Consider the following 18,938-nt stretch of genomic DNA (forward strand, 5'->3'; position numbering starts at 1 on the left):
GTCATTCTGAACTTGTTTCAGAATCTCATCGTTAGATTCTTACTCCTTCTCAGCCATTTTCTTAACGTAATCGGTAATAATAACAATTTGAGTAGGCTCTACTTTACCTTCAATATAATTTGCATTTTCATGATCTAAAGAAATTCTACGAACAGCCGTACCTTGCTTAGCCACCATGCTAGAACCTTTTACTTTTAAATCTTTAATCAATACTACAGAATCTCCAGCTTGTAAAATAGCTCCGTTTGCATCTCTATGAATTATTTTTTCGCTTTCATCTAAGTGATCTCCACTTTCTTTAGCATAACGTAAATCATCATCTTCTAAATACAACATATCTAACAAATCTTGAGGCCATCCTTCTTTACGAAGTCTAGATAACATTCTCCAAGCAACAACCTTTACAGCTCTATGCTCACTCCACATACTATCATTTAAACAACGCCAGTGATTTGCTTCTGTTTTTTCAGCATCTTCAATTTGTTCAGTACAAGTATCACAAGCTAACAAGCTTCCATCAACTCCTCCAATAGACATTGGCTTAACTTCATAAATTGATAAATTATCTTTTGAAGCACATAACTCACATTGATTTCCACTTCTATCTTGTAATTCTTTTAATAAACTCATTTTTTTAATCTATAAATTAAGATCTGTAAAAATACATTTTTATTTTTCTTCAAGCTTTTATAATAGTTAAAAAGTGATTTTACCCTTCAGTAAAACAAAAAAAGCTTGGAAGATTAAATCTTCCAAGCTTTTTTTAATATATTTCTTAAAATAAAAGGTTAATCTTCTAAATACAATTCGATTAATCCTTTTGGCGTTTCTACTTCAATTGTTTTATGCTCTCGATCTACTTTTTTAATAAAGTCATCAATCATAGGAATAAAAATTTCGGTATCTCCGTTTTCAATTTCAAAAAGAGGTTGCGCTGCTTTATCATTTATATATGCTAAAGTACCTACCTCCCCGTAGTTTTTATCAATAATCGTAAAACCTATAACTTCGTGGTAATAAAATTTATTTCCAGTAAGTTTTGGCAGTAAATTTAAAGGCAAATAGATTCCTGCTCGCATAATAGCATCAGCATCTTGTTCGGTATCTACATCTTCAAATTTTACACGAAACATAGTGCTTTTACTTAACGAAGATTTTTCAATAAAAAAAGGAACCAGATTATTGCCTAAATCGACAAAAACTGATTCCAAATTTTCGTAAAGATCGGGTTCATCAGTGTCTAACTTAATAACCACTTCACCCTTAAAACTATGTTTTTTAACGATTTTGCCAAGATAAAAACAATCTTCTTTTTGCATCATCATTATAGTACAGTTTTTATTCTTCGCTATCTGCTCCGTTATCTGCAGCTACTTCTTCACTATCTGCAACAGGTGCAGCAGGAGTATTAGCAGCAATACGTGCAGCGTTTACAGCTTTTTCAGCTTCTAAAGCTTTTGCTTTTGCATCAGCATCTGCCTTTGCTAAACCATCAACTTTACCAGCTACTAAACCAGTTTTTTCCTCTAACCAAGCTGCAAATTTAGCATCTGCTTGTTCTTGTGTTAAAGCTCCTTTTTTAACTCCACCAGCTAAATGATTCTTTAATAAAACACCTTTATAAGATAAAATGTTTCTTGCAGTATCAGTTGGTTGAGCACCTTTTTGTAACCACTCTACAGCTGTATCAACATCTAAGTCGATTATTGCAGGGTTAGTGTTAGGATTGTACGTTCCGATTTTTTCTAAATAACGACCATCTCTTTTTGATCTTGAATCAGCAGCTACTACCCAGTAAAAAGGTTTTCCTTTTTTACCGTGTCTTTGTAATCTAATTTTTACAGGCATAATTTTTAATTTTTAATTTTTAAGGTACGCGACCTTGATTATTAACAAATCTTATCATCTCGTGATAAGTGGGCGCAAATGTATAGTTTTTTTTTCACTAAAAACTAAAAACGTAACATTATTACAATAAAAAAGAGCCTGAAAAACAAGCTCTTAAGAAAATTTAGGTGAGTTTATATATTATAATACTCTAACATCAACTGCGTTTAAACCTTTTTTTCCTTCTTTAAGATCAAATTCTACTGTATCACCTTCTCTAATCTCATCGATTAAACCTGATACATGTACAAAATACTCTGTGTTTGATCCTGACTCAGTAACAAATCCAAAACCTTTAGATTCGTTAAAGAACTTTACTGTTCCTTCTTTCATTGTAAAAAATATTATATTTAATAAAGTGCAAAGATACTTCTATAATTCGACTCTTAAATAATTTAATTTCAATAATGCTAAAACTTAACATCTACGTAACAATAGATTATGTGTTTTTATTGACTATAAAACTCAATATCACGTTACAAACTCGTTAATAACTTCTACTAAAAACAACACAAATTCTTCGTATTTTTACACTTTACTTATACCTAAACGCTTCAATAAAACACTCTAGATGTATTTAATTTTTGATACTGAAACTACCGGACTACCTAAAAGTTGGAATGCGCCTATTACTGACACTAATAATTGGCCTAGAGCAACACAAATTGCTTGGCAATTACATGATGAATTAGGTAATTTAATTGAGCATAATGATTTCCTTATCAAACCTAACGGATTTAATATTCCGTATGATGCAGAAAGAATTCATGGTATTTCTACCGACTTAGCACAAGAACAAGGGATTGAGCTTTCTGAAGGTTTAGCTTTATTTAATGAAGCTTTAAGTAAAACAAAATTTATTGTTGGTCAAAACCTTGCTTTCGACATCAATATTATGGGATGTGAATTCCATCGTTTAGGTGTTGATAATAATTTAACAGAACTACCAATATTAGATACTTGTACCGAGCATACAGCAAAAATGTGTCAGATTCCTGGTGGTCGTGGTGGTAAATTTAAATTACCAACATTAACCGAATTACACCAACATTTATTTGGAGATGGTTTTGGAGATGCTCACAACGCAACTGCCGATGTAGAAGCGACAACTAGATGTTTTTTAGAGTTAATTCGTTTACGTCAGTTTACCAAAGAGCAACTTCAGGTTACAGACGACTTTTTTGATCGTTATACCCAAAACAATCCTAGCGTTACTCAAATCATAGGCTTAAATCACTTAAATCTTAAAAGAGAAAGTGAAAAAATTCGCGCTAGAAAAGAAAAAGCAAAAGGGGAAACAACAACAATAAGCACTAATGAAGGTTTAGCTGAATTAAAAAATAGTCAGTTTGCACACCTTCATAACCATACACAATACTCGGTTTTACAATCTACCATACAAATTGGCAACATTGTAAAAGCTGCTGCAAAAGACAACATGTCGGCAGTTGCAATGACCGACACCGGTAATATGATGGCTGCTTTTCATTTTGTGCAAGCAGTTTTAAACCACAACAAAGCTGTTGATTCGGCTAATATTGAAGCAATAGAAAAAGGGGAAGAACCTACACAAAAACCTTTAAAACCAATTGTTGGCTGTGAGTTTAATATATGTACCGATCATACTAATAAAAGTCAAAAAGACAACGGTTACCAAGTTGTTTTATTAGCTAAAAATAAAAAAGGATATCACAACTTAGCAAAAATGTCGTCTATTGCTTTTGTTGATGGTTTTTATTACATCCCAAGAATTGATAAAAAAGTAGTTGAACAATACAAAGAAGACATTATTGTACTTACAGGTAGTTTGTACGGTGAAGTACCTAGTAAAATATTAAATGTTGGTGAAGCCCAAGCTGAAGAAGCATTGCTTTGGTGGAAAGAACAATTTGGCGATGATTTATATATTGAATTAATGCGCCACAATCAAGAAGATGAAAAAGTTGTTAATGAAACACTTTTAAAATTTTCAAAAAAACACAACGTAAAAACAGTTGCATCAAACAACACTTTTTATTTAAGTAAAGAAGATGCAAATGCACACGATATTTTATTGTGTGTAAAAGATGGAGAAAAACAGGCAACTCCAAAAGGAAGAGGTCGTGGCTATCGTTATGGTTTACCAAACGACGAATATTACTTTAAATCATCCGATGAGATGAAAACTTTATTTGCCGATCTTCCTGAAGCAATCATTAATATTCAAGAAATCGTTGATAAAATTGAGCCATACACGTTAGCTCGTGATGTACTATTACCTGCTTTTGATATTGCTGATGAGTTTAAAGATGAAAAAGATAATGAAGATGGTGGTAAAAGAGGTGAAAACAATTTTCTAAGACATTTAACCTATGTAGGTGCCAAAAAACGATACGGCGAAATAACCGATAGTATTCGCGAACGTTTAGATTTTGAGCTAGAAGTAATTGAAAAAACTGGATATCCTGGATACTTCTTAATCGTTGAAGATTTTATCCGCGAAGCGAGAAACATGGATGTTTCTGTAGGATCTGGGCGTGGTTCTGCAGCTGGATCGGTAGTTGCTTATTGTTTATGGATTACCAATATAGACCCGATTAAATACGATTTACTTTTTGAGCGTTTCTTAAATCCCGAACGTGTATCAATGCCCGATATTGATATTGATTTTGATGATGAAGGGCGTGGTCGTGTAATGGATTATGTAATTAATAAATACGGTGCCAATCAAGTAGCACAAATTATTACTTACGGAACCATGGCGGCAAAATCTTCTATTAGAGACACTGCTCGTGTATTAGATTTACCACTTTTTGAAGCTGATAGAATTGCCAAGTTGATTCCTGGAATGAAGCTAAAGAAAATATTTTCTTTGGATGAAAAAACCTTAAAGGAAAAACTTCGTGCTGAAGAAATAGAATTAGTAAACGAACTAAAAAGACTTTCTAACGGAAATGATTTAATGGCTGAAACCATTAATAAGGCTAGAATTTTAGAAGGTTCTGTTCGTAACACTGGTATTCATGCCTGTGGTGTAATTATTACTCCCGACGATATTACCAAATTCGTACCTGTTGCGCTTGCCAAAGATTCCGACATGTATGTAACTCAGTTCGACAACTCAGTCGTTGAAGATGCTGGTTTACTAAAAATGGATTTCTTAGGATTAAAAACGCTAACCTTAATTAAGGATACCGTTAAAATTGTAAAAGCACGACACGATGTACTTTTAGATCCTGAAACTTTTCCGTTAGATGATGTAAAAACCTATGAGCTTTTCCAAAGAGGAGAAACTGTTGGTATTTTTCAATATGAATCTCCCGGAATGCAAAAACACATGAGATCTTTAAAACCTACCGTTTTTGAAGATTTAATTGCCATGAATGCCTTGTATCGTCCGGGACCGATGGAATATATCCCTTCTTTTATCCGAAGAAAACACGGAGATGAAGAAATAGAGTACGATTTACCTGCAATGGAAGAATATCTTGCTGAAACCTACGGAATTACCGTATACCAAGAGCAGGTAATGTTATTGTCGCAAAAATTAGCTGATTTTACCAAAGGTGAAGCCGATGTACTTCGTAAAGCCATGGGTAAAAAACAAATTGCGGTTCTTGATAAAATGAAACCAAAGTTTGTAAAACAAGCAATTGCAAATGGTCATGATGAAAAAAAGCTAGAAAAAATTTGGACGGATTGGGAAGCCTTTGCTTCTTATGCTTTTAACAAATCGCACTCTACTTGCTATGCTTGGATTGCTTATCAAACTGCGTATTTAAAAGCTCATTATCCTGCTGAATATATGGCGGCAGTTCTTTCTAATAATATGAACGACATTAAATCGGTTTCATTTTTTATGGAAGAATGTAAACGTGCCGGAATTACCGTTTTAGATCCTGATGTAAATGAATCTTTTTCTAAATTTTCTGTAAATAAAGAAGGAGCAATTCGTTTTGGAATGGCAGCAATTAAAGGTGTTGGTGGTCTTGCCGTAAAAGCAATTATTAATGAACGTGAAGAGAATGGTCACTTTTCTTCTGTTTTTGATCTTGCTAAACGAGTTGATTTACGGGTAGCTAATAAAAAAGCATTTGAAGGCTTAATTTTAGCCGGTGGTTTCGATTCTTTTACAAATACACACAGAGCACAATATTTTGTAGAGGATGAAAAGAATCAAAAATTTATAGAAAAAGCATTGCGTTTTGGTAACAAATACCAAGAAAATCAGAATTCTTCTCAGGTTTCTTTATTTGGTGGTGGTTCTGAAGAAGAAATGCCTGAACCAATTATTCCTACTTGTGATACTTGGGGAACCATGGAGCTATTAGGAAGAGAAAAAGAAGTGGTGGGAATTTATATTTCTGCGCATCCGTTAGATGATTTTAAAAACGAACTGAAGTTTTGTAACGCTGCACTATCTCATTATAACGACCTTCCTAAATACGAAGGCATGGCATTGTCTTTTGGTGGTATTGTAACCGATGTACAACATCGTATATCTAAAGCAGGAAAAGGATGGGCTACTTTTTTTATTGAAGATTATAGTGAGAATTTTGAGTTTAGAATTTTCGGAGAGGAATACCTTAGGTTTAAACACTTTTTGGTACCTAACTCTTTCTTGTTTGTAAAAACAATGGTAAAACCAGGATGGACAAATAAAGAAGGTCTAAAAGGTGAACCTAGAGTAAGCTTTAATGAGTTCTTATTACTTCATGATATTATGGATAAAATGTGTAAAAAAATAACCATAAAGATGCCTTTACAAGAAGTAAAAGAAAACAGGATTAAAGATTTACAGCATTTATTTGCAACTAATAGAGGTACTCAAAACTTACATTTTACCATTTGGGATACCGAAGAAAAAATAGAACTGAATTTACCCAGTAGAAATACTAAAATTAAAATTTCTAACGAGTTTTTAAAATTATTAGACGAGCAACATATTAATTATAAATTGAATTAATTTTTTTGATTATTCGTAACCATCGACCTGAATTCATTTCAGGTTTACATCGCAAATCATTACTTAATCGTATAATGAGATTCCGAAATAAATTCGGAATGACGTTAAAATTATAATTATGGCTTGAAATGGATATTCAAAATTCTTATTTCAAAAAAATCAAAATAATCTTAACTGCTTTTTCTAATTCAGCAGATAACTGAGTTTCATCCCAAGGATGTTTTACATTAAAAACATGATCTGCTCCTTCAATAACTTGTAGTTTACTATTAATATTCCATTTATTGAGTTCTTTTGCTTCATTAATAGAGATTGAAGTGTCATTATCTCCATGGATGATTAAATGTGGAATCTTTAATTTCTCTTCAGCAGATTTAATATTTAAACGAGTTTCATTAGCTTTAAAATCTTTATAAAACTGATAATAATGAGGCATTTGTTGCTTCGTTCTTCCGTTTACAACATACTTAACACCAGATTCTTTCCATTCTTTTAAATCTCCAACAGTAGCAGTACGTTTAGCTAAATCACTTACACTTGCTAATGTAACCAGTTTTGTAATTCTAGCATCTTCTGATGCTTTTATTATTGAAATACCTCCTCCTCTGCTATGACCAATTACACTGATAGTACTTGTGTTAACATTTTCACTCTCTTTAAAATAAGAAGATACCCAATCTAACACATCGTTTAAATCATCCAATTCTTTGGTGTAGTTATTATTCCCGAAAGCTTCTAAATCTGGAAAATCAATGGGGTTTTCTATAGTTCCTCCGTTATGAGAAAAGTTAAATTTAACGAAACAAAATCCTGCATTAGCAAAATATTCAGCCATTAAATTCCAAGCTCCCCAATCTTTAAAACCTTTATAACCATGACAAAAAATAACAATCGTTTGATTACTCTTTTCTTTTGAAGAAAATACATCAATTAAAATAGGTTTTTTATCAACTCTATCTAGAATTATATTCTTTTTGATTTCCATAATGAGAATTATTTTAACTAGTCAACTCTCTAAACAGACTTTCTAAGTTTTTATTCTCGGTGTTTAAACCAAGTATTTTCAATCCGTTTTCTTGGGCGAAGTCGAAAATTACTGGGCGCATATCTTCTGATGTTTCAAAAGTAAGTATCCAGTTATTTTCTACCGTATTTTTATAATAAACAATATTTGGTAAACGCTGTATAAATTGTTCTTCTAACTTATAATCAAACGTAACTTTTATTGTTTGTTCTTTGCTTGTTTTAAGTTCAGAAATTGGTTTATCAACAACCAACTCTCCTTTATTTATAATAATTACGCGATCGCAAACCGCCTCTACCTCTTGCATAATATGTGTAGATAATAAAACTGTTTTATTCTTCCCAAGCTCTTTTATCAACTCACGAATTTCAACCAATTGATTCGGATCTAAACCTGTAGTTGGCTCATCTAAAATTAATACTTCTGGGTCGTGTAAAATAGCAGCTGCTAATCCCACTCTTTGACGATATCCTTTTGATAATTGATTGATTTTCTTATGTGCTTCTACTGATAATCCAACTTGTTGAATAATAGTTTCTAGTTTTTCTTTTTTAACTTGATGTAAAGATGCTTGAAACTGTAAATACTCTCGCACATACATATCTAAATATAACGGATTGTGTTCAGGTAAGTATCCTATTTTTTTCTGTGCTTCAATAGGGTTTTTAACAACATCTATTTCGCTTACAAAAACAGCTCCTTCACTTGGCTGAATAAATCCGGTTAAGATTTTCATCGTGGTAGATTTCCCTGCTCCGTTTGGCCTAAAAAACCAACAATCTCTCCTTTTTTTGCTTCAAAAGAAATATCATTCACTGCTTTTTGCGTTCCGTAAATTTTAGATATAGAAGTAAGTTGTATCGACATATTTTTATCAAGTGAGGTTCTGAAATAAAATCAGAATAAGGTAAATTATCGTACTTCTTCGAGCGCAGTCGAGAAGTTTATTTTCTTTTATAAGAAACGAAACTGTAATCGTATTTATTTTTTTCATCAGCTTTACAATCTTCTCTAGATATTTCTTTCCAAACATCTAAATCAATTGTTGGAAAAAAAACATCTGCTTCAAAATCGTGATGAACAATAGTAACATCTAACTGATCAACCAATCCCTTTTCGATCGCTTGTTTATAAATTTGGGCACCTCCAATTATAAAAACATCTGAGTCTTTTTTCGACAATTCTATCGCTTCTTCAATTGAGTTTGCTACCAAACATCCATCTTTAAAATAATCATTATTCCTGGTTATAATAATCGATGTTCTATTAGGTAATGGCTTTCCAATACTTTCGAAAGTATTACGCCCCATTAAAATATGATGCCCCGAAGTAACTTTCTTAAACCGTTTTAAATCCGCAGGCAAATGCCAAATTAAATCGTTATCTTTTCCTAAAGCATTATTTTTTGCTATTGCAGCAATTATTGTAATCATAAATTGTATTTAATGAACGGCTATATGCTTTTTGCCCATTCTTTAATATAACTTGTTAAATCTCTTTTTCTTGTAATAGCTTCATCCAAAACATCCGTTTTTATATTATCAACTAAGGTTTTAATTGCTTCTAAAACTTTTTCGTCATTAATATCAGCTATTTTATCGTAAAGGGAATCTTTTAAAACATCAACATTTGTAGTCATCTTATATATTTTTTAGTTCCTCTTACAAAGTTAGTAAAGAAATTATAAAAAATAAAGTTAAATTACACTGCCACAGCTCCTTTAATATGGGCGTGTGGATTGTAATCTATTAATTCGAAATCTTCAAAAGTAAAGTCTTCAATGTTTTTGATTTCAGGATTCATTTTCATTCTTGGTAATGCTCTCGTTTCTCGAGACAATTGCAATTCTAATTGTTCGATATGATTGCTATAAATATGTGCATCACCGAAAGTATGAATAAACTCACCTGCTTCATAACCACAAACCTGAGCAATCATCATTGTAAACAATGCATATGAAGCAATGTTAAACGGAACTCCTAAAAAGATATCGGCACTTCGTTGGTATAATTGACAAGATAATTTTCCGTCTGCCACATAAAACTGAAAAAATGCATGACATGGTGGTAACGCAGCTTTATCGTTAGCAACATTTTCTGAAAACGATTTTGAAGTATCAGGCATTACAGAAGGATTCCACGCTGAAACTAACATTCTACGACTATTCGGGTTCGTTTTTAGCGTTTCAATAACATCTTTTAATTGATCAATCTCATCACTATTCCAATTACGCCATTGATGCCCATAAACAGGTCCTAAATCTCCATTCTTATCAGCCCAAGAATTCCAAATTTTAACGCCGTTTTCTTGTAAGTATTTAATATTCGTATCGCCTTTTATAAACCAAAGCAACTCATATATAATCGATTTTAAGTGCAACTTCTTAGTGGTTACCATCGGAAAACCTTCGCTTAAATCAAATCTCATTTGATGACCAAAAACACTTTTTGTTCCTGTTCCTGTTCTATCACCTTTCTCGTTTCCGTTTTCTAAAACGTGCTTTACTAAATCTAAATATTGCTTCATTATAAGGTAAAAGGTTTTAGGTTAATGGTTAATGGTTAAAGTTTAGATTGGTTATATTTTTTTAATGCTGATATTCTTCTTTGTAAAACCTGGAGTTTTTTAATCGTTATATTTAATTCTTTTTCACTTAAAAAATTCAAGTCACCACAAAGAATTAAATGAGATTCTAATTCATATGCCGAGCCTAAACTAATTTGCAAAAAACGAATAAAATCTTTTTGTGAATCTTTTGCCGATCCTTCAGCTATATTTGCTGCTATAGATATTGAACATCTGTTAATTTGGGAAGTTAATCCGAATTTTTCTTCTAAGGGTAATTTTGAAGTAATTAGGTAAATTTCTTTAACTAGCAATCTGGCTTCATTCCAAACTTCTAATTTTCTAAAATTTCTCATCGTTTACCTTTTTACTTTTACCTTTTACCAAGAACTATCCGATAATCATACCTGCAATTGTTGCCGACATTAAAGAAGCTATTGTACCTCCAATTAATGCTTTCATTCCAAATTCTGATAATGTTTTACGTTGCCCTGGTGCTAATGAACCAATACCACCAATTTGAATACCTATTGAAGCAAAATTTGCAAAACCACACAACATATAAGTTGCCATAATAATAGATTTATTATATGTTAAATGCGTTGCGCTTGCTACATTTTTAAGTTCAGCTAATTGAATATACCCAACAAATTCACTTGCCGCTAATTTAATACCTAACAACTGTCCCATTAAAGCCATATCTTCTTTTGCTACACCAATTAACCACATTAATGGCGCAAAAATGTATCCTAAAATAAACTCTAACTTCAATCCATTATAAGATGTATTTACAGAAATCACTTCATTTAACGAAGTGAAATTCCAACCAAAATACTCAACCCCATTAAAACTCCCAAGCCCTCCTAAAATACCGTTAATCATCGCTATAAAAGCAACAAAAACTAATAACATTGCTCCTACATTCATTGCCAAGTTCAACCCTTCTGTTGTTCCATTTGCAATAGCATCTAAAATATTAGATCCTATTTTATCAGATGAAACTTTTACATCTGTATTTACCTTTTCTGTTTGTGGGTATAACATTTTAGAAATCACTATAGCACCAGGCGCCGCCATAACTGAAGCCGCTAATAAATGCTTTGCATAAAACAACTTCATAATTTCATCATCTCCTCCTAAGAAACCTATGTAAGCTGCTAAAACTGCTCCTGCAACAGTAGCCATTCCACCAATCATTACTAATAACATTTCTGATCGGTTCATTTTTTCTAAATATGCCTTAATCAGTAATGGTGCTTCTGTTTGTCCTAAGAAAATATTTCCTGCAACCGATAAACTTTCCGCCCCTGAAATTTTCAAGATTTTACTTAATGATAATGCCATTACTTTCACTAATTTCTGTATCCACCCTAAATAAAACAACACAGAGGTTAAAGCTGAAAAGAAAATAATGGTTGGTAGTATTTGAAAAGCAAATATAAATCCAAAAGTACTCATATCCGAAATTAACCCTTTAAACAAGAATTCACTTCCGGCTTTTGTAAATTCTAAAATCTGTACAAACCCTTTTCCAATAAATTCAAATATAGCCTGTACAAAAGGGACTTTTAAAACTCCTATTGCAATCACTAATTGAAACGCTAATCCAATACCTACGGTTTTCCAGTCAATTCCTTTTCTGTTTGCGCTAAATAAAAAAGCGATAACTAATAAAGAAAGCATTCCTAAAATACCACGCCATAGACTCTGCATAGAGAATCCTTGACTTGGCACAATTGCATTTGTATCTAATACAACTTCTTCAGCCACAGCAATTACATTTGCTGGTTTTGAAGTAAAATTATACACTACATTTTTTTCAGATAAGGTTAATGTATTATCTGTTAATTCAACCACATTATAATAACGAACCGTGTCTTTTGGTTGTTTGTGGTTAAAAATTAATAAGTTATTTTGATGTATGTAATTTCCTACTGCTTGTAAACTATCTTTCGCTAGTAAAGAATAATTAAAATTGCCTTTAGCTAGTTTTAAAACATCTGATGGATTTATAGAAACTACCGAGCTACCATCGGTGGTAATCGATGAAAAATTCCACTTTTTCTCTATACTTTGACCAAAAGTTAATATGGATGCACAAAGCATTATGAAAGTAAATAATTTCTTCATTTTATCTAATATATTAAGAACGTTTGCTTATTTCGTCGCGAATTTCTGCTGCTAATTCGTAATCTTCATTCGCAACAGCTTCGTTTAATTTTTCGTGTAATTCCTCTAATTGTAAATGCGCATAACCTTTAGCTTCTTCAAACTCTTCCTCTAAAGAAAATTCTATATCATCCGATTCTAAATCTTCTTCTATAATTAATTCTTCATCCATTTTAAGATAAACACCTGCTTTGTCTAAAATATTTTCATATGTAAAAATAGGTGCTTGAAAACGAACAGCTAAAGCAATTGCATCCGAAGTACGTGTATCTATAATTTCTTCAACGCCGTCTCGCTCGCAAATTAAACTCGAATGAAAAACACCATCAACCAATTTATGAATAATAACTTGACTTACTTTGATAGAAAATCTATCAGAAAATGTTTTAAATAAATCGTGTGTAAGAGGTCTTGGTGGGCGAATTTCTTTCTCTAAAGCGATTGCAATAGATTGTGCCTCAAAAGCTCCAATAATAATAGGAAGCGTTCTTGTACCTTCCATTTCACTTAACACCAATGCATAAGCTCCACTTTGAGTTTGGCTATATGAAATCCCCTTAATAGTCAGTTTAATTAAACTCATGTACAATTATCATAAATAACAAAAAAGCTGTCTAATTTTAGGCACTACGCTTCAAATTTAGACAGCCTTCTTAAGTGGGCACAATTTACTAAAAATTATGAGTTCACCTCTAATTTCTATAAAAAGAAAATTTACCCAATTAAATTATGCTTGTTTAAACGCTTTTAGTTTTTCTACTAATTGAGGTACAACCTCAAAAGCATCACCAACAATACCATAATCTGCAGCCTTAAAGAAAGGTGCTTCAGGATCTGTATTGATAACTACTTTTACTTTTGATGCATTAATACCTGCTAAATGCTGAATTGCACCAGAAATACCAATGGCAATATATAAGTTTGAAGCTACTGGCTTACCAGTTTGCCCTACGTGTTCACTATGAGGACGCCATCCTAAATCAGATACTGGTTTAGAACATGCAGTTGCTGCTCCTAAAACAGTCGCCAATTCTTCGATCATCCCCCAGTTTTCTGGCCCCTTCATACCACGACCAGCAGAAACAACGATATCAGCATCAGCAATAGTTACTGTACCACTAGCTTTGTTAATACTTTCTGATTTCACTCCTAACTCCGGTAAAGCCGCATCAAAACTCTCTGTCGATCCGCTTACTGCGTTTTCATGAGCTCCGTACGAATTCTTTGCTACTCCAACTACTTTTTTCTCTGTTGAAATCTCCGTATTGTTAAATCCTTTATTTGAAAAAGCTTTTCTTTTTACAACAAACGGACTCACACTAGTTGGCAAAGCAACAACGTTAGATGCATATCCTGCCTCTAAAGCTACCGCTACTAAAGGCGCTACTGTAAAACCATCAATACTAGAATCTATAATTACTGTATTTGCTGATTTTAATTCAGCTACTTGTTTTATTATTGAAGCATAAGCTTTTGCGTTAAACGACATTAAATCATTTTTAACCTCAACTACTTTTTCTGCTCCGTAAGCATACAATTCAGAAGCATCTCCTCCGTTGATAGTTAATACTACCATATCGCTACCTGATTGTTCAGCTACTTTTTTTCCGTACGAAACTACTTCAAAAGCAGTTTTTTTAAATTTTCCTTCCGATGCATCGGCAAAAACTAATACAGACATATTTTTATATTTTTTTAATGTTATTAGCAAAAAAACTCTTTTTGTAACAACGTGATTTTAAATCTTACTCTTAAATTGCTTTTGCTTCGTTGTGTAACAAGTCGATTAATTCATCAACAGTATCAACTAACTTCACAGCTCCTTTTTCGGCAGGCTTCTCGAAATTTTGAGTCGCAGTACTTGCAACAACACCTGTAGGCTCTACTAAAGCTAAAGGTTTTTTACGTGCCATCATAATTCCACGCATATTTGGTATACGTAAATCTTTTTCTTCTACCAGTCCTTTTTGACCCGCAATTACCATTGGTAAAGTTGAAAATACTTTTTCTTCTCCTCCATCAATCTCTCTACTTAATGTTACATTTGTACCATCTACTTCAGCACCTACACAAGCATTTACAAAGTTAAAATCTACCAAAGAAGCTAACATCCCAGGTACCATTTGACCGTTATAATCTGCAGACTCTTTTCCTGCTAAAACTAAATCATACCCTCCGTTTTTAACAACTTCAGCTAATTCTTTAGCAACCATAAAACCATCAGTAGGTTCTGCATTTATACGAATTGCATCATCTGCTCCAATAGCTAAAGCTTTACGTAAAGTTGGCTCTGTTGAAGCCCCTCCAACATTTACAACTGTTACACTAGCACCTTGTTTTTCTTTAAACCACATTGCGCGAGTTAAACTAAACTCATCATAAGGATTTATAACATACTGAACTCCATTAGTATCAAACTTTGTATCGTTTTCAGTAAAGTTAATCTTTGAAGTAGTATCAGGTACATGGCTAATACAAACTAATATTTTCATATATTGTTATTTTTAAGAAACTTAATTTTGAGCGACGAAGTTACGTCTTTTTTTTAAAATTTACTATGCATGCATAGTAAATTTTTTACCCTTCTTATATTTTAGTAGCTATACGTAGTAATTCTGACTACCGATTTGTTTAAGTTAAAAACCTATTTGTTATTTGTATTTTTATTATTTTTGCTGTCTTGATAAACAACTACTAATATAACGTATGAAAACAATACAATTTAGAGAGGCTATTTGCGAAGCTATGAGTGAAGAAATGCGAAGAGATGAAAGCATATACTTAATGGGTGAAGAAGTAGCTGAATATAACGGAGCTTATAAGGCTTCAAAAGGAATGTTAGACGAGTTCGGTGAAAAAAGAGTTATTGATACTCCTATTGCTGAATTAGGTTTTGGTGGTATTGCAGTTGGATCTGCAATGAACGGAAATCGCCCTATTGTTGAATACATGACCTTTAATTTCTCTTTAGTTGGTATTGATCAAATTATCAATAACGCTGCTAAAATTCGCCAAATGAGTGGTGGTCAATTTAATTGTCCTATTGTTTTTCGTGGCTTCAACAGGTTCTGCTGGTCAATTAGGAGCAACTCACTCGCAAGCTTTTGAAAACTGGTTTGCAAACACTCCTGGTTTAAAAGTAATTGTACCTTCAAATCCATACGATGCAAAAGGTTTATTAAAAGCAGCTATTCGTGATGATGATCCAGTAATTTTTATGGAATCAGAACAAATGTATGGTGATAAAATGGAGGTTCCTGAAGGTGAATATATTATACCTATTGGTGTTGCCGATATTAAAAGAGAAGGAACAGATGTAACCGTTGTTTCTTTTGGTAAGATTATTAAAGAAGCTTACAAAGCTGCTGATGAATTAGCTAAAGAAGGAATTTCTATTGAAGTTATTGATTTACGTACAGTTCGCCCGATGGATCATAAAACAATCCTAGAATCAGTAAAGAAAACAAATAGATTGGTGATTTTAGAAGAAGCATGGCCTTTTGGAAGTGTCTCTTCAGAAATTACTTTTAGAATACAAGATGAAGCTTTTGATTATTTAGATGCCCCTATTAAAAGAATTACCACTGCAGATACACCAGCACCATATTCTCCTGTGTTATTAGAAGAATGGTTACCAAATGCAAGTGATGTTGTTAAAGCTGTAAAAGATGTTTTATACATTAATAAGTAATAGAAAATAGAAATTGAATAGAAATTAAAATCCTTTTGACACATGTCAAAGGGATTTTCTAGTAATAAAAAAATGAAAAATACGCTATCAATATTACTAATACTCATTACCAGTTCTTTATGTGCTCAGCTCACTTTAAAAGGTAAAGTTGTTGACGAATTTAACAACCCAATGCCTTTTGTTAATGTTTTTTTAAAAAACACCACACACGGAACAACAACCAATGATGATGGTTCTTTTTTTTTAAAAACAAAAAAATATAGAGGTACACTAGAAGTCTCTTTTATCGGTTTTCAAACACAAACTGTAAAAGTAAATCAGAAAACTAAATACCTAAACATTTCTCTTAAAGAAGGCACTAACGAACTAGAAGAAGTAATAATTGTTTCGAAACCTAAAAAAAGGTTGAAGAAAAAAGAAAATCCAGCGTATCGAATTTTAAAAGAAATTTGGAAGAGAAAGAGGAAAAACGGACTTGACTTAGTTAATCATTATCAATATAAAAAGCATACAACCATTGAAATTGGTCTTAATAATTTAGATACCCTTTTCTTAAAAAGAATTTTCAAAGATGATTACCAGAAGACTATTGAAAAAGTAAAATATGATAGTGATGGAATTAATTACTACATCCCTATTTTTTTAAACGAACAAATTGCAAGCATATACGGAGATAACAAAAACAACAATATTAGGGAAGATATAGAAGCAGAAAAGGCAGACGGGCTAGGTGCTCAAGGCTTTGTTTTTGACCGCATGTCAAATACTTTTCAAAATATAGATGTCTTTAAAAACAACATCACTTTATTAAGAAAATCTTTCGTTAGTCCATTATCTACAGATGGTTTTGCAACTTATGATTACGTACTTTATGATAGCATTGTTAAAAACGACAAAAAGCTATACAATATTTATTTTTTCCCTATTAGAGATGGTGATTTAGCCTTTCAAGGAAATTTTTGGGTAGCAGACAAAACGTTTTCTATTAAGAAATTAAAAATGAAGGTTCATAAAAGCATCAACTTAAACTTTGTTAGAGGCTTATCTTTTGAAAAAGAATTTGATGTAAGAAATGACAGTATATATCTTCCTATTAAAAATGCATATGAAGGAGATTTTACATTTCTTGACAAGAACGAAAGTAATAAAGGACTAACAATTAAGAAAACGATTCTTTTTGACAAATATATATTAGACAAACCTCTCCCTTCTGATTTTTACACTCAAAAAGTTGTAAAAATAAGACCAGACCAATATAAAAAGGAAGCTGCCTACTGGGAATCAAAAGAAAATAACGATATTAATTCAACATATAAACTTATAGAAGAGGTAAAGGAGAAAAAACAAATAAAGAACATTACTGGTTTAATAAACACCCTTGCAAGCGGATATGTAAATACTAAATGGGGAGTTCAATTTGGATCTTTATGGACCATTTTTGCAAACAATCAAGTAGAAGGCTTTAGAACTAAAGCTGGTTTTAAAACCTTTAAATCAAAAGATGATCGTTTTCGTTTAGGCGGACATTTAGCTTATGGATTTAAAGACAAAAAATTAAAATACGGTATTGAAGGGCGTTATCTTTTATCTTATCAACCAAGAATAGCTATTGGATTGGCATATCAAAAAGACATAGAACAACTTGGAAGTTCTTTACTAAACACCACACAACTTTTAGGAACTACTTTTGGTACCGATGCTTTATTTTCTAGAGGAGATAATTTTTTCTTATCCAAGGTAGAAAAAGTGGCTACAAATTTTGATTATCAAATCAAAAACAATTTACATGCCGGAATAAATTTTTCGCATGCAAAAATACAATCTGCTTCTCCCAAGAATTTCTCTATGGACTATCTTGACAAAGCTAGAAATGTCCAATCACAAGTAACTGATGTCGCTTCTGATATTTATGTTTCTTATACTCCAGGTAGATTTGTATACGGATTAGGGGTTGAAAGACGTTTTGGTCGTAACATATTCCCTACGATAGTACTAAATTATCGCAGAGGTTACAAAGGACTTTTTAACGGAACTCATACCTACGACAAATTACAATTCAAATATAACCAGCCTATTCTTTTAAGTAAGTTCGGAATTTTAGACGCGACTTTAGAAGCAGGAAAAACTTTTGGAACAGTACCTGTTTCTTTATTAGATGTAATACCTGCCAACCAAACATTGTCTTTAACGAAAAATACATTTGCTTTATTAAATTATTATGATTTTGTAACTGATGCTTATTTAGCAACACATTTCGAGCAGCATTTTAACGGATTCATCTTAAACCGAATCCCTTTATTAAAGAAATTAAAACTACGTAGCTTAGTTACTTTTAGAGCTGCATACGGAACAATATCAAAAGAAAATAGAGCTATTAATGATGGCTTAATAAATAGTAGTGGTGCTGCAAATATTAACTACAACACACCTAACAAGGTGTATTATGAATATAGTGTTGGTCTTGAAAATATAGGTTATGGTAACTTACGTTTTTTACGTATTGATGCTATTTGGAGAAGTAATTATAAACCACCTGCAGGCTCAATAGTTCCGCCCTCTCCAAAATTTGCAATACGTATCGGAATTAAACCAGGCTTATAATCATTGATTTAACAATAAAATAATAATTCTTTTTAAGGATAAAACACTAATAAATT

General features: G+C 32.3%; 15 protein-coding genes and 2 pseudogenes. 3 read left to right on the top strand and 14 right to left on the bottom strand.

Annotated elements, in window-relative coordinates; translation table 11 throughout:
• Nucleotides 1-39 precede the first annotated feature (39 nt).
• From PG912_RS11805 to PG912_RS11820, 4 genes are all read right to left on the bottom strand, one after another.
• Entirely contained in the window at nucleotides 40-630 is a 591-nt protein-coding gene (locus PG912_RS11805) for a PhnA domain-containing protein (protein WP_275687694.1), read from the bottom strand.
• Nucleotides 631-788: 158 nt separating this feature from the next.
• A complete protein-coding gene (rimM, locus tag PG912_RS11810) occupies nucleotides 789-1,319 on the bottom strand; it encodes a ribosome maturation factor RimM (RefSeq protein WP_275689050.1) in 531 nt (176 codons plus the stop codon).
• A 19-nt stretch (nucleotides 1,320-1,338) separates the two neighbouring features.
• The gene (locus tag PG912_RS11815; RefSeq protein WP_260587000.1) at nucleotides 1,339-1,848 is read right to left on the bottom strand and encodes a 30S ribosomal protein S16; all 510 of its coding nucleotides are present in this window, start codon (nucleotides 1,846-1,848) and stop codon (nucleotides 1,339-1,341) included.
• Between the two features lie 180 nt (nucleotides 1,849-2,028).
• Entirely contained in the window at nucleotides 2,029-2,220 is a 192-nt protein-coding gene (locus tag PG912_RS11820; RefSeq protein WP_260587001.1) for a cold-shock protein, read from the bottom strand.
• Nucleotides 2,221-2,458: 238 nt separating this feature from the next.
• Here PG912_RS11820 and dnaE point away from each other — a divergent pair, with 238 nt between their 5' ends.
• Complete coding sequence (dnaE, locus tag PG912_RS11825) at nucleotides 2,459-6,832, top strand: DNA polymerase III subunit alpha (protein WP_275687695.1); 4,374 nt, start codon at nucleotides 2,459-2,461, stop codon at nucleotides 6,830-6,832.
• Nucleotides 6,833-6,977: 145 nt separating this feature from the next.
• Here the strand turns inward: dnaE and PG912_RS11830 are convergent, their stop codons facing one another.
• From PG912_RS11830 to PG912_RS11875, 10 genes and pseudogenes are all read right to left on the bottom strand, one after another.
• The gene (locus PG912_RS11830) at nucleotides 6,978-7,817 is read right to left on the bottom strand and encodes an alpha/beta hydrolase family protein (RefSeq protein WP_275687696.1); all 840 of its coding nucleotides are present in this window, start codon (nucleotides 7,815-7,817) and stop codon (nucleotides 6,978-6,980) included.
• Nucleotides 7,818-7,830: 13 nt separating this feature from the next.
• Nucleotides 7,831-8,723 (bottom strand): annotated as a pseudogene (gene gldA / locus PG912_RS11835) (gliding motility-associated ABC transporter ATP-binding subunit GldA).
• A 77-nt stretch (nucleotides 8,724-8,800) separates the two neighbouring features.
• Nucleotides 8,801-9,289, bottom strand: coding sequence for a dihydrofolate reductase (locus PG912_RS11840; RefSeq protein ID WP_275687697.1), 489 nt, complete (start codon nucleotides 9,287-9,289; stop codon nucleotides 8,801-8,803).
• 20 nt (nucleotides 9,290-9,309) lie between these two features.
• Nucleotides 9,310-9,495 carry a hypothetical protein gene (locus PG912_RS11845; protein WP_260587006.1) on the bottom strand — a complete coding sequence of 62 codons (186 nt, stop codon included), beginning with the start codon at nucleotides 9,493-9,495 and terminating at the stop codon, nucleotides 9,310-9,312.
• 62 nt (nucleotides 9,496-9,557) lie between these two features.
• Complete coding sequence (locus PG912_RS11850; protein WP_275687698.1) at nucleotides 9,558-10,382, bottom strand: thymidylate synthase; 825 nt, start codon at nucleotides 10,380-10,382, stop codon at nucleotides 9,558-9,560.
• A gap of 35 nt (nucleotides 10,383-10,417) precedes the next feature.
• Nucleotides 10,418-10,777 (bottom strand): four helix bundle protein, encoded by a 360-nt coding sequence (locus PG912_RS11855; protein ID WP_275687699.1) that lies wholly within the window; start codon nucleotides 10,775-10,777, stop codon nucleotides 10,418-10,420.
• A 34-nt stretch (nucleotides 10,778-10,811) separates the two neighbouring features.
• A complete protein-coding gene (locus PG912_RS11860) occupies nucleotides 10,812-12,551 on the bottom strand; it encodes a NupC/NupG family nucleoside CNT transporter (protein WP_275687700.1) in 1,740 nt (579 codons plus the stop codon).
• 13 nt (nucleotides 12,552-12,564) lie between these two features.
• Entirely contained in the window at nucleotides 12,565-13,173 is a 609-nt protein-coding gene (locus PG912_RS11865; RefSeq protein WP_275687701.1) for a bifunctional nuclease family protein, read from the bottom strand.
• Nucleotides 13,174-13,317: 144 nt separating this feature from the next.
• Complete coding sequence (locus tag PG912_RS11870; protein WP_275687702.1) at nucleotides 13,318-14,271, bottom strand: electron transfer flavoprotein subunit alpha/FixB family protein; 954 nt, start codon at nucleotides 14,269-14,271, stop codon at nucleotides 13,318-13,320.
• Nucleotides 14,272-14,341: 70 nt separating this feature from the next.
• Entirely contained in the window at nucleotides 14,342-15,082 is a 741-nt protein-coding gene (locus tag PG912_RS11875; protein ID WP_275687703.1) for an electron transfer flavoprotein subunit beta/FixA family protein, read from the bottom strand.
• Nucleotides 15,083-15,296: 214 nt separating this feature from the next.
• Between PG912_RS11875 and PG912_RS11880 the strand changes: the two are divergent.
• Both PG912_RS11880 and PG912_RS11885 read left to right on the top strand, forming a co-directional pair.
• A pseudogene (locus PG912_RS11880) lies at nucleotides 15,297-16,281 on the top strand (pyruvate dehydrogenase complex E1 component subunit beta).
• Nucleotides 16,282-16,353: 72 nt separating this feature from the next.
• Nucleotides 16,354-18,882 (top strand): DUF5686 and carboxypeptidase-like regulatory domain-containing protein, encoded by a 2,529-nt coding sequence (locus PG912_RS11885; protein WP_275687704.1) that lies wholly within the window; start codon nucleotides 16,354-16,356, stop codon nucleotides 18,880-18,882.
• The last annotated feature ends 56 nt before the right edge of the window (nucleotides 18,883-18,938 follow it).

The organism is Tenacibaculum retecalamus (assembly GCF_027941755.1).
GTDB lineage: Bacteria > Bacteroidota > Bacteroidia > Flavobacteriales > Flavobacteriaceae > Polaribacter > Polaribacter haliotis_B.

What these genes read in the sequence shown, in the direction of transcription:
- PG912_RS11805 (WP_275687694.1), bottom strand. Translation starts at nt 630, where the DNA reads ATGAGTTTATTAAAAGAATTACAAGATAGAAGTGGAAATCAATGTGAG.
- rimM (WP_275689050.1), bottom strand. Translation starts at nt 1,319, where the DNA reads ATGCAAAAAGAAGATTGTTTTTATCTTGGCAAAATCGTTAAAAAACAT.
- PG912_RS11815 (WP_260587000.1), bottom strand. Translation starts at nt 1,848, where the DNA reads ATGCCTGTAAAAATTAGATTACAAAGACACGGTAAAAAAGGAAAACCT.
- PG912_RS11820 (WP_260587001.1), bottom strand. Translation starts at nt 2,220, where the DNA reads ATGAAAGAAGGAACAGTAAAGTTCTTTAACGAATCTAAAGGTTTTGGA.
- dnaE (WP_275687695.1), top strand. Translation starts at nt 2,459, where the DNA reads ATGTATTTAATTTTTGATACTGAAACTACCGGACTACCTAAAAGTTGG.
- PG912_RS11830 (WP_275687696.1), bottom strand. Translation starts at nt 7,817, where the DNA reads ATGGAAATCAAAAAGAATATAATTCTAGATAGAGTTGATAAAAAACCT.
- PG912_RS11840 (WP_275687697.1), bottom strand. Translation starts at nt 9,289, where the DNA reads ATGATTACAATAATTGCTGCAATAGCAAAAAATAATGCTTTAGGAAAA.
- PG912_RS11845 (WP_260587006.1), bottom strand. Translation starts at nt 9,495, where the DNA reads ATGACTACAAATGTTGATGTTTTAAAAGATTCCCTTTACGATAAAATA.
- PG912_RS11850 (WP_275687698.1), bottom strand. Translation starts at nt 10,382, where the DNA reads ATGAAGCAATATTTAGATTTAGTAAAGCACGTTTTAGAAAACGGAAAC.
- PG912_RS11855 (WP_275687699.1), bottom strand. Translation starts at nt 10,777, where the DNA reads ATGAGAAATTTTAGAAAATTAGAAGTTTGGAATGAAGCCAGATTGCTA.
- PG912_RS11860 (WP_275687700.1), bottom strand. Translation starts at nt 12,551, where the DNA reads ATGAAGAAATTATTTACTTTCATAATGCTTTGTGCATCCATATTAACT.
- PG912_RS11865 (WP_275687701.1), bottom strand. Translation starts at nt 13,173, where the DNA reads ATGAGTTTAATTAAACTGACTATTAAGGGGATTTCATATAGCCAAACT.
- PG912_RS11870 (WP_275687702.1), bottom strand. Translation starts at nt 14,271, where the DNA reads ATGTCTGTATTAGTTTTTGCCGATGCATCGGAAGGAAAATTTAAAAAA.
- PG912_RS11875 (WP_275687703.1), bottom strand. Translation starts at nt 15,082, where the DNA reads ATGAAAATATTAGTTTGTATTAGCCATGTACCTGATACTACTTCAAAG.
- PG912_RS11885 (WP_275687704.1), top strand. Translation starts at nt 16,354, where the DNA reads ATGAAAAATACGCTATCAATATTACTAATACTCATTACCAGTTCTTTA.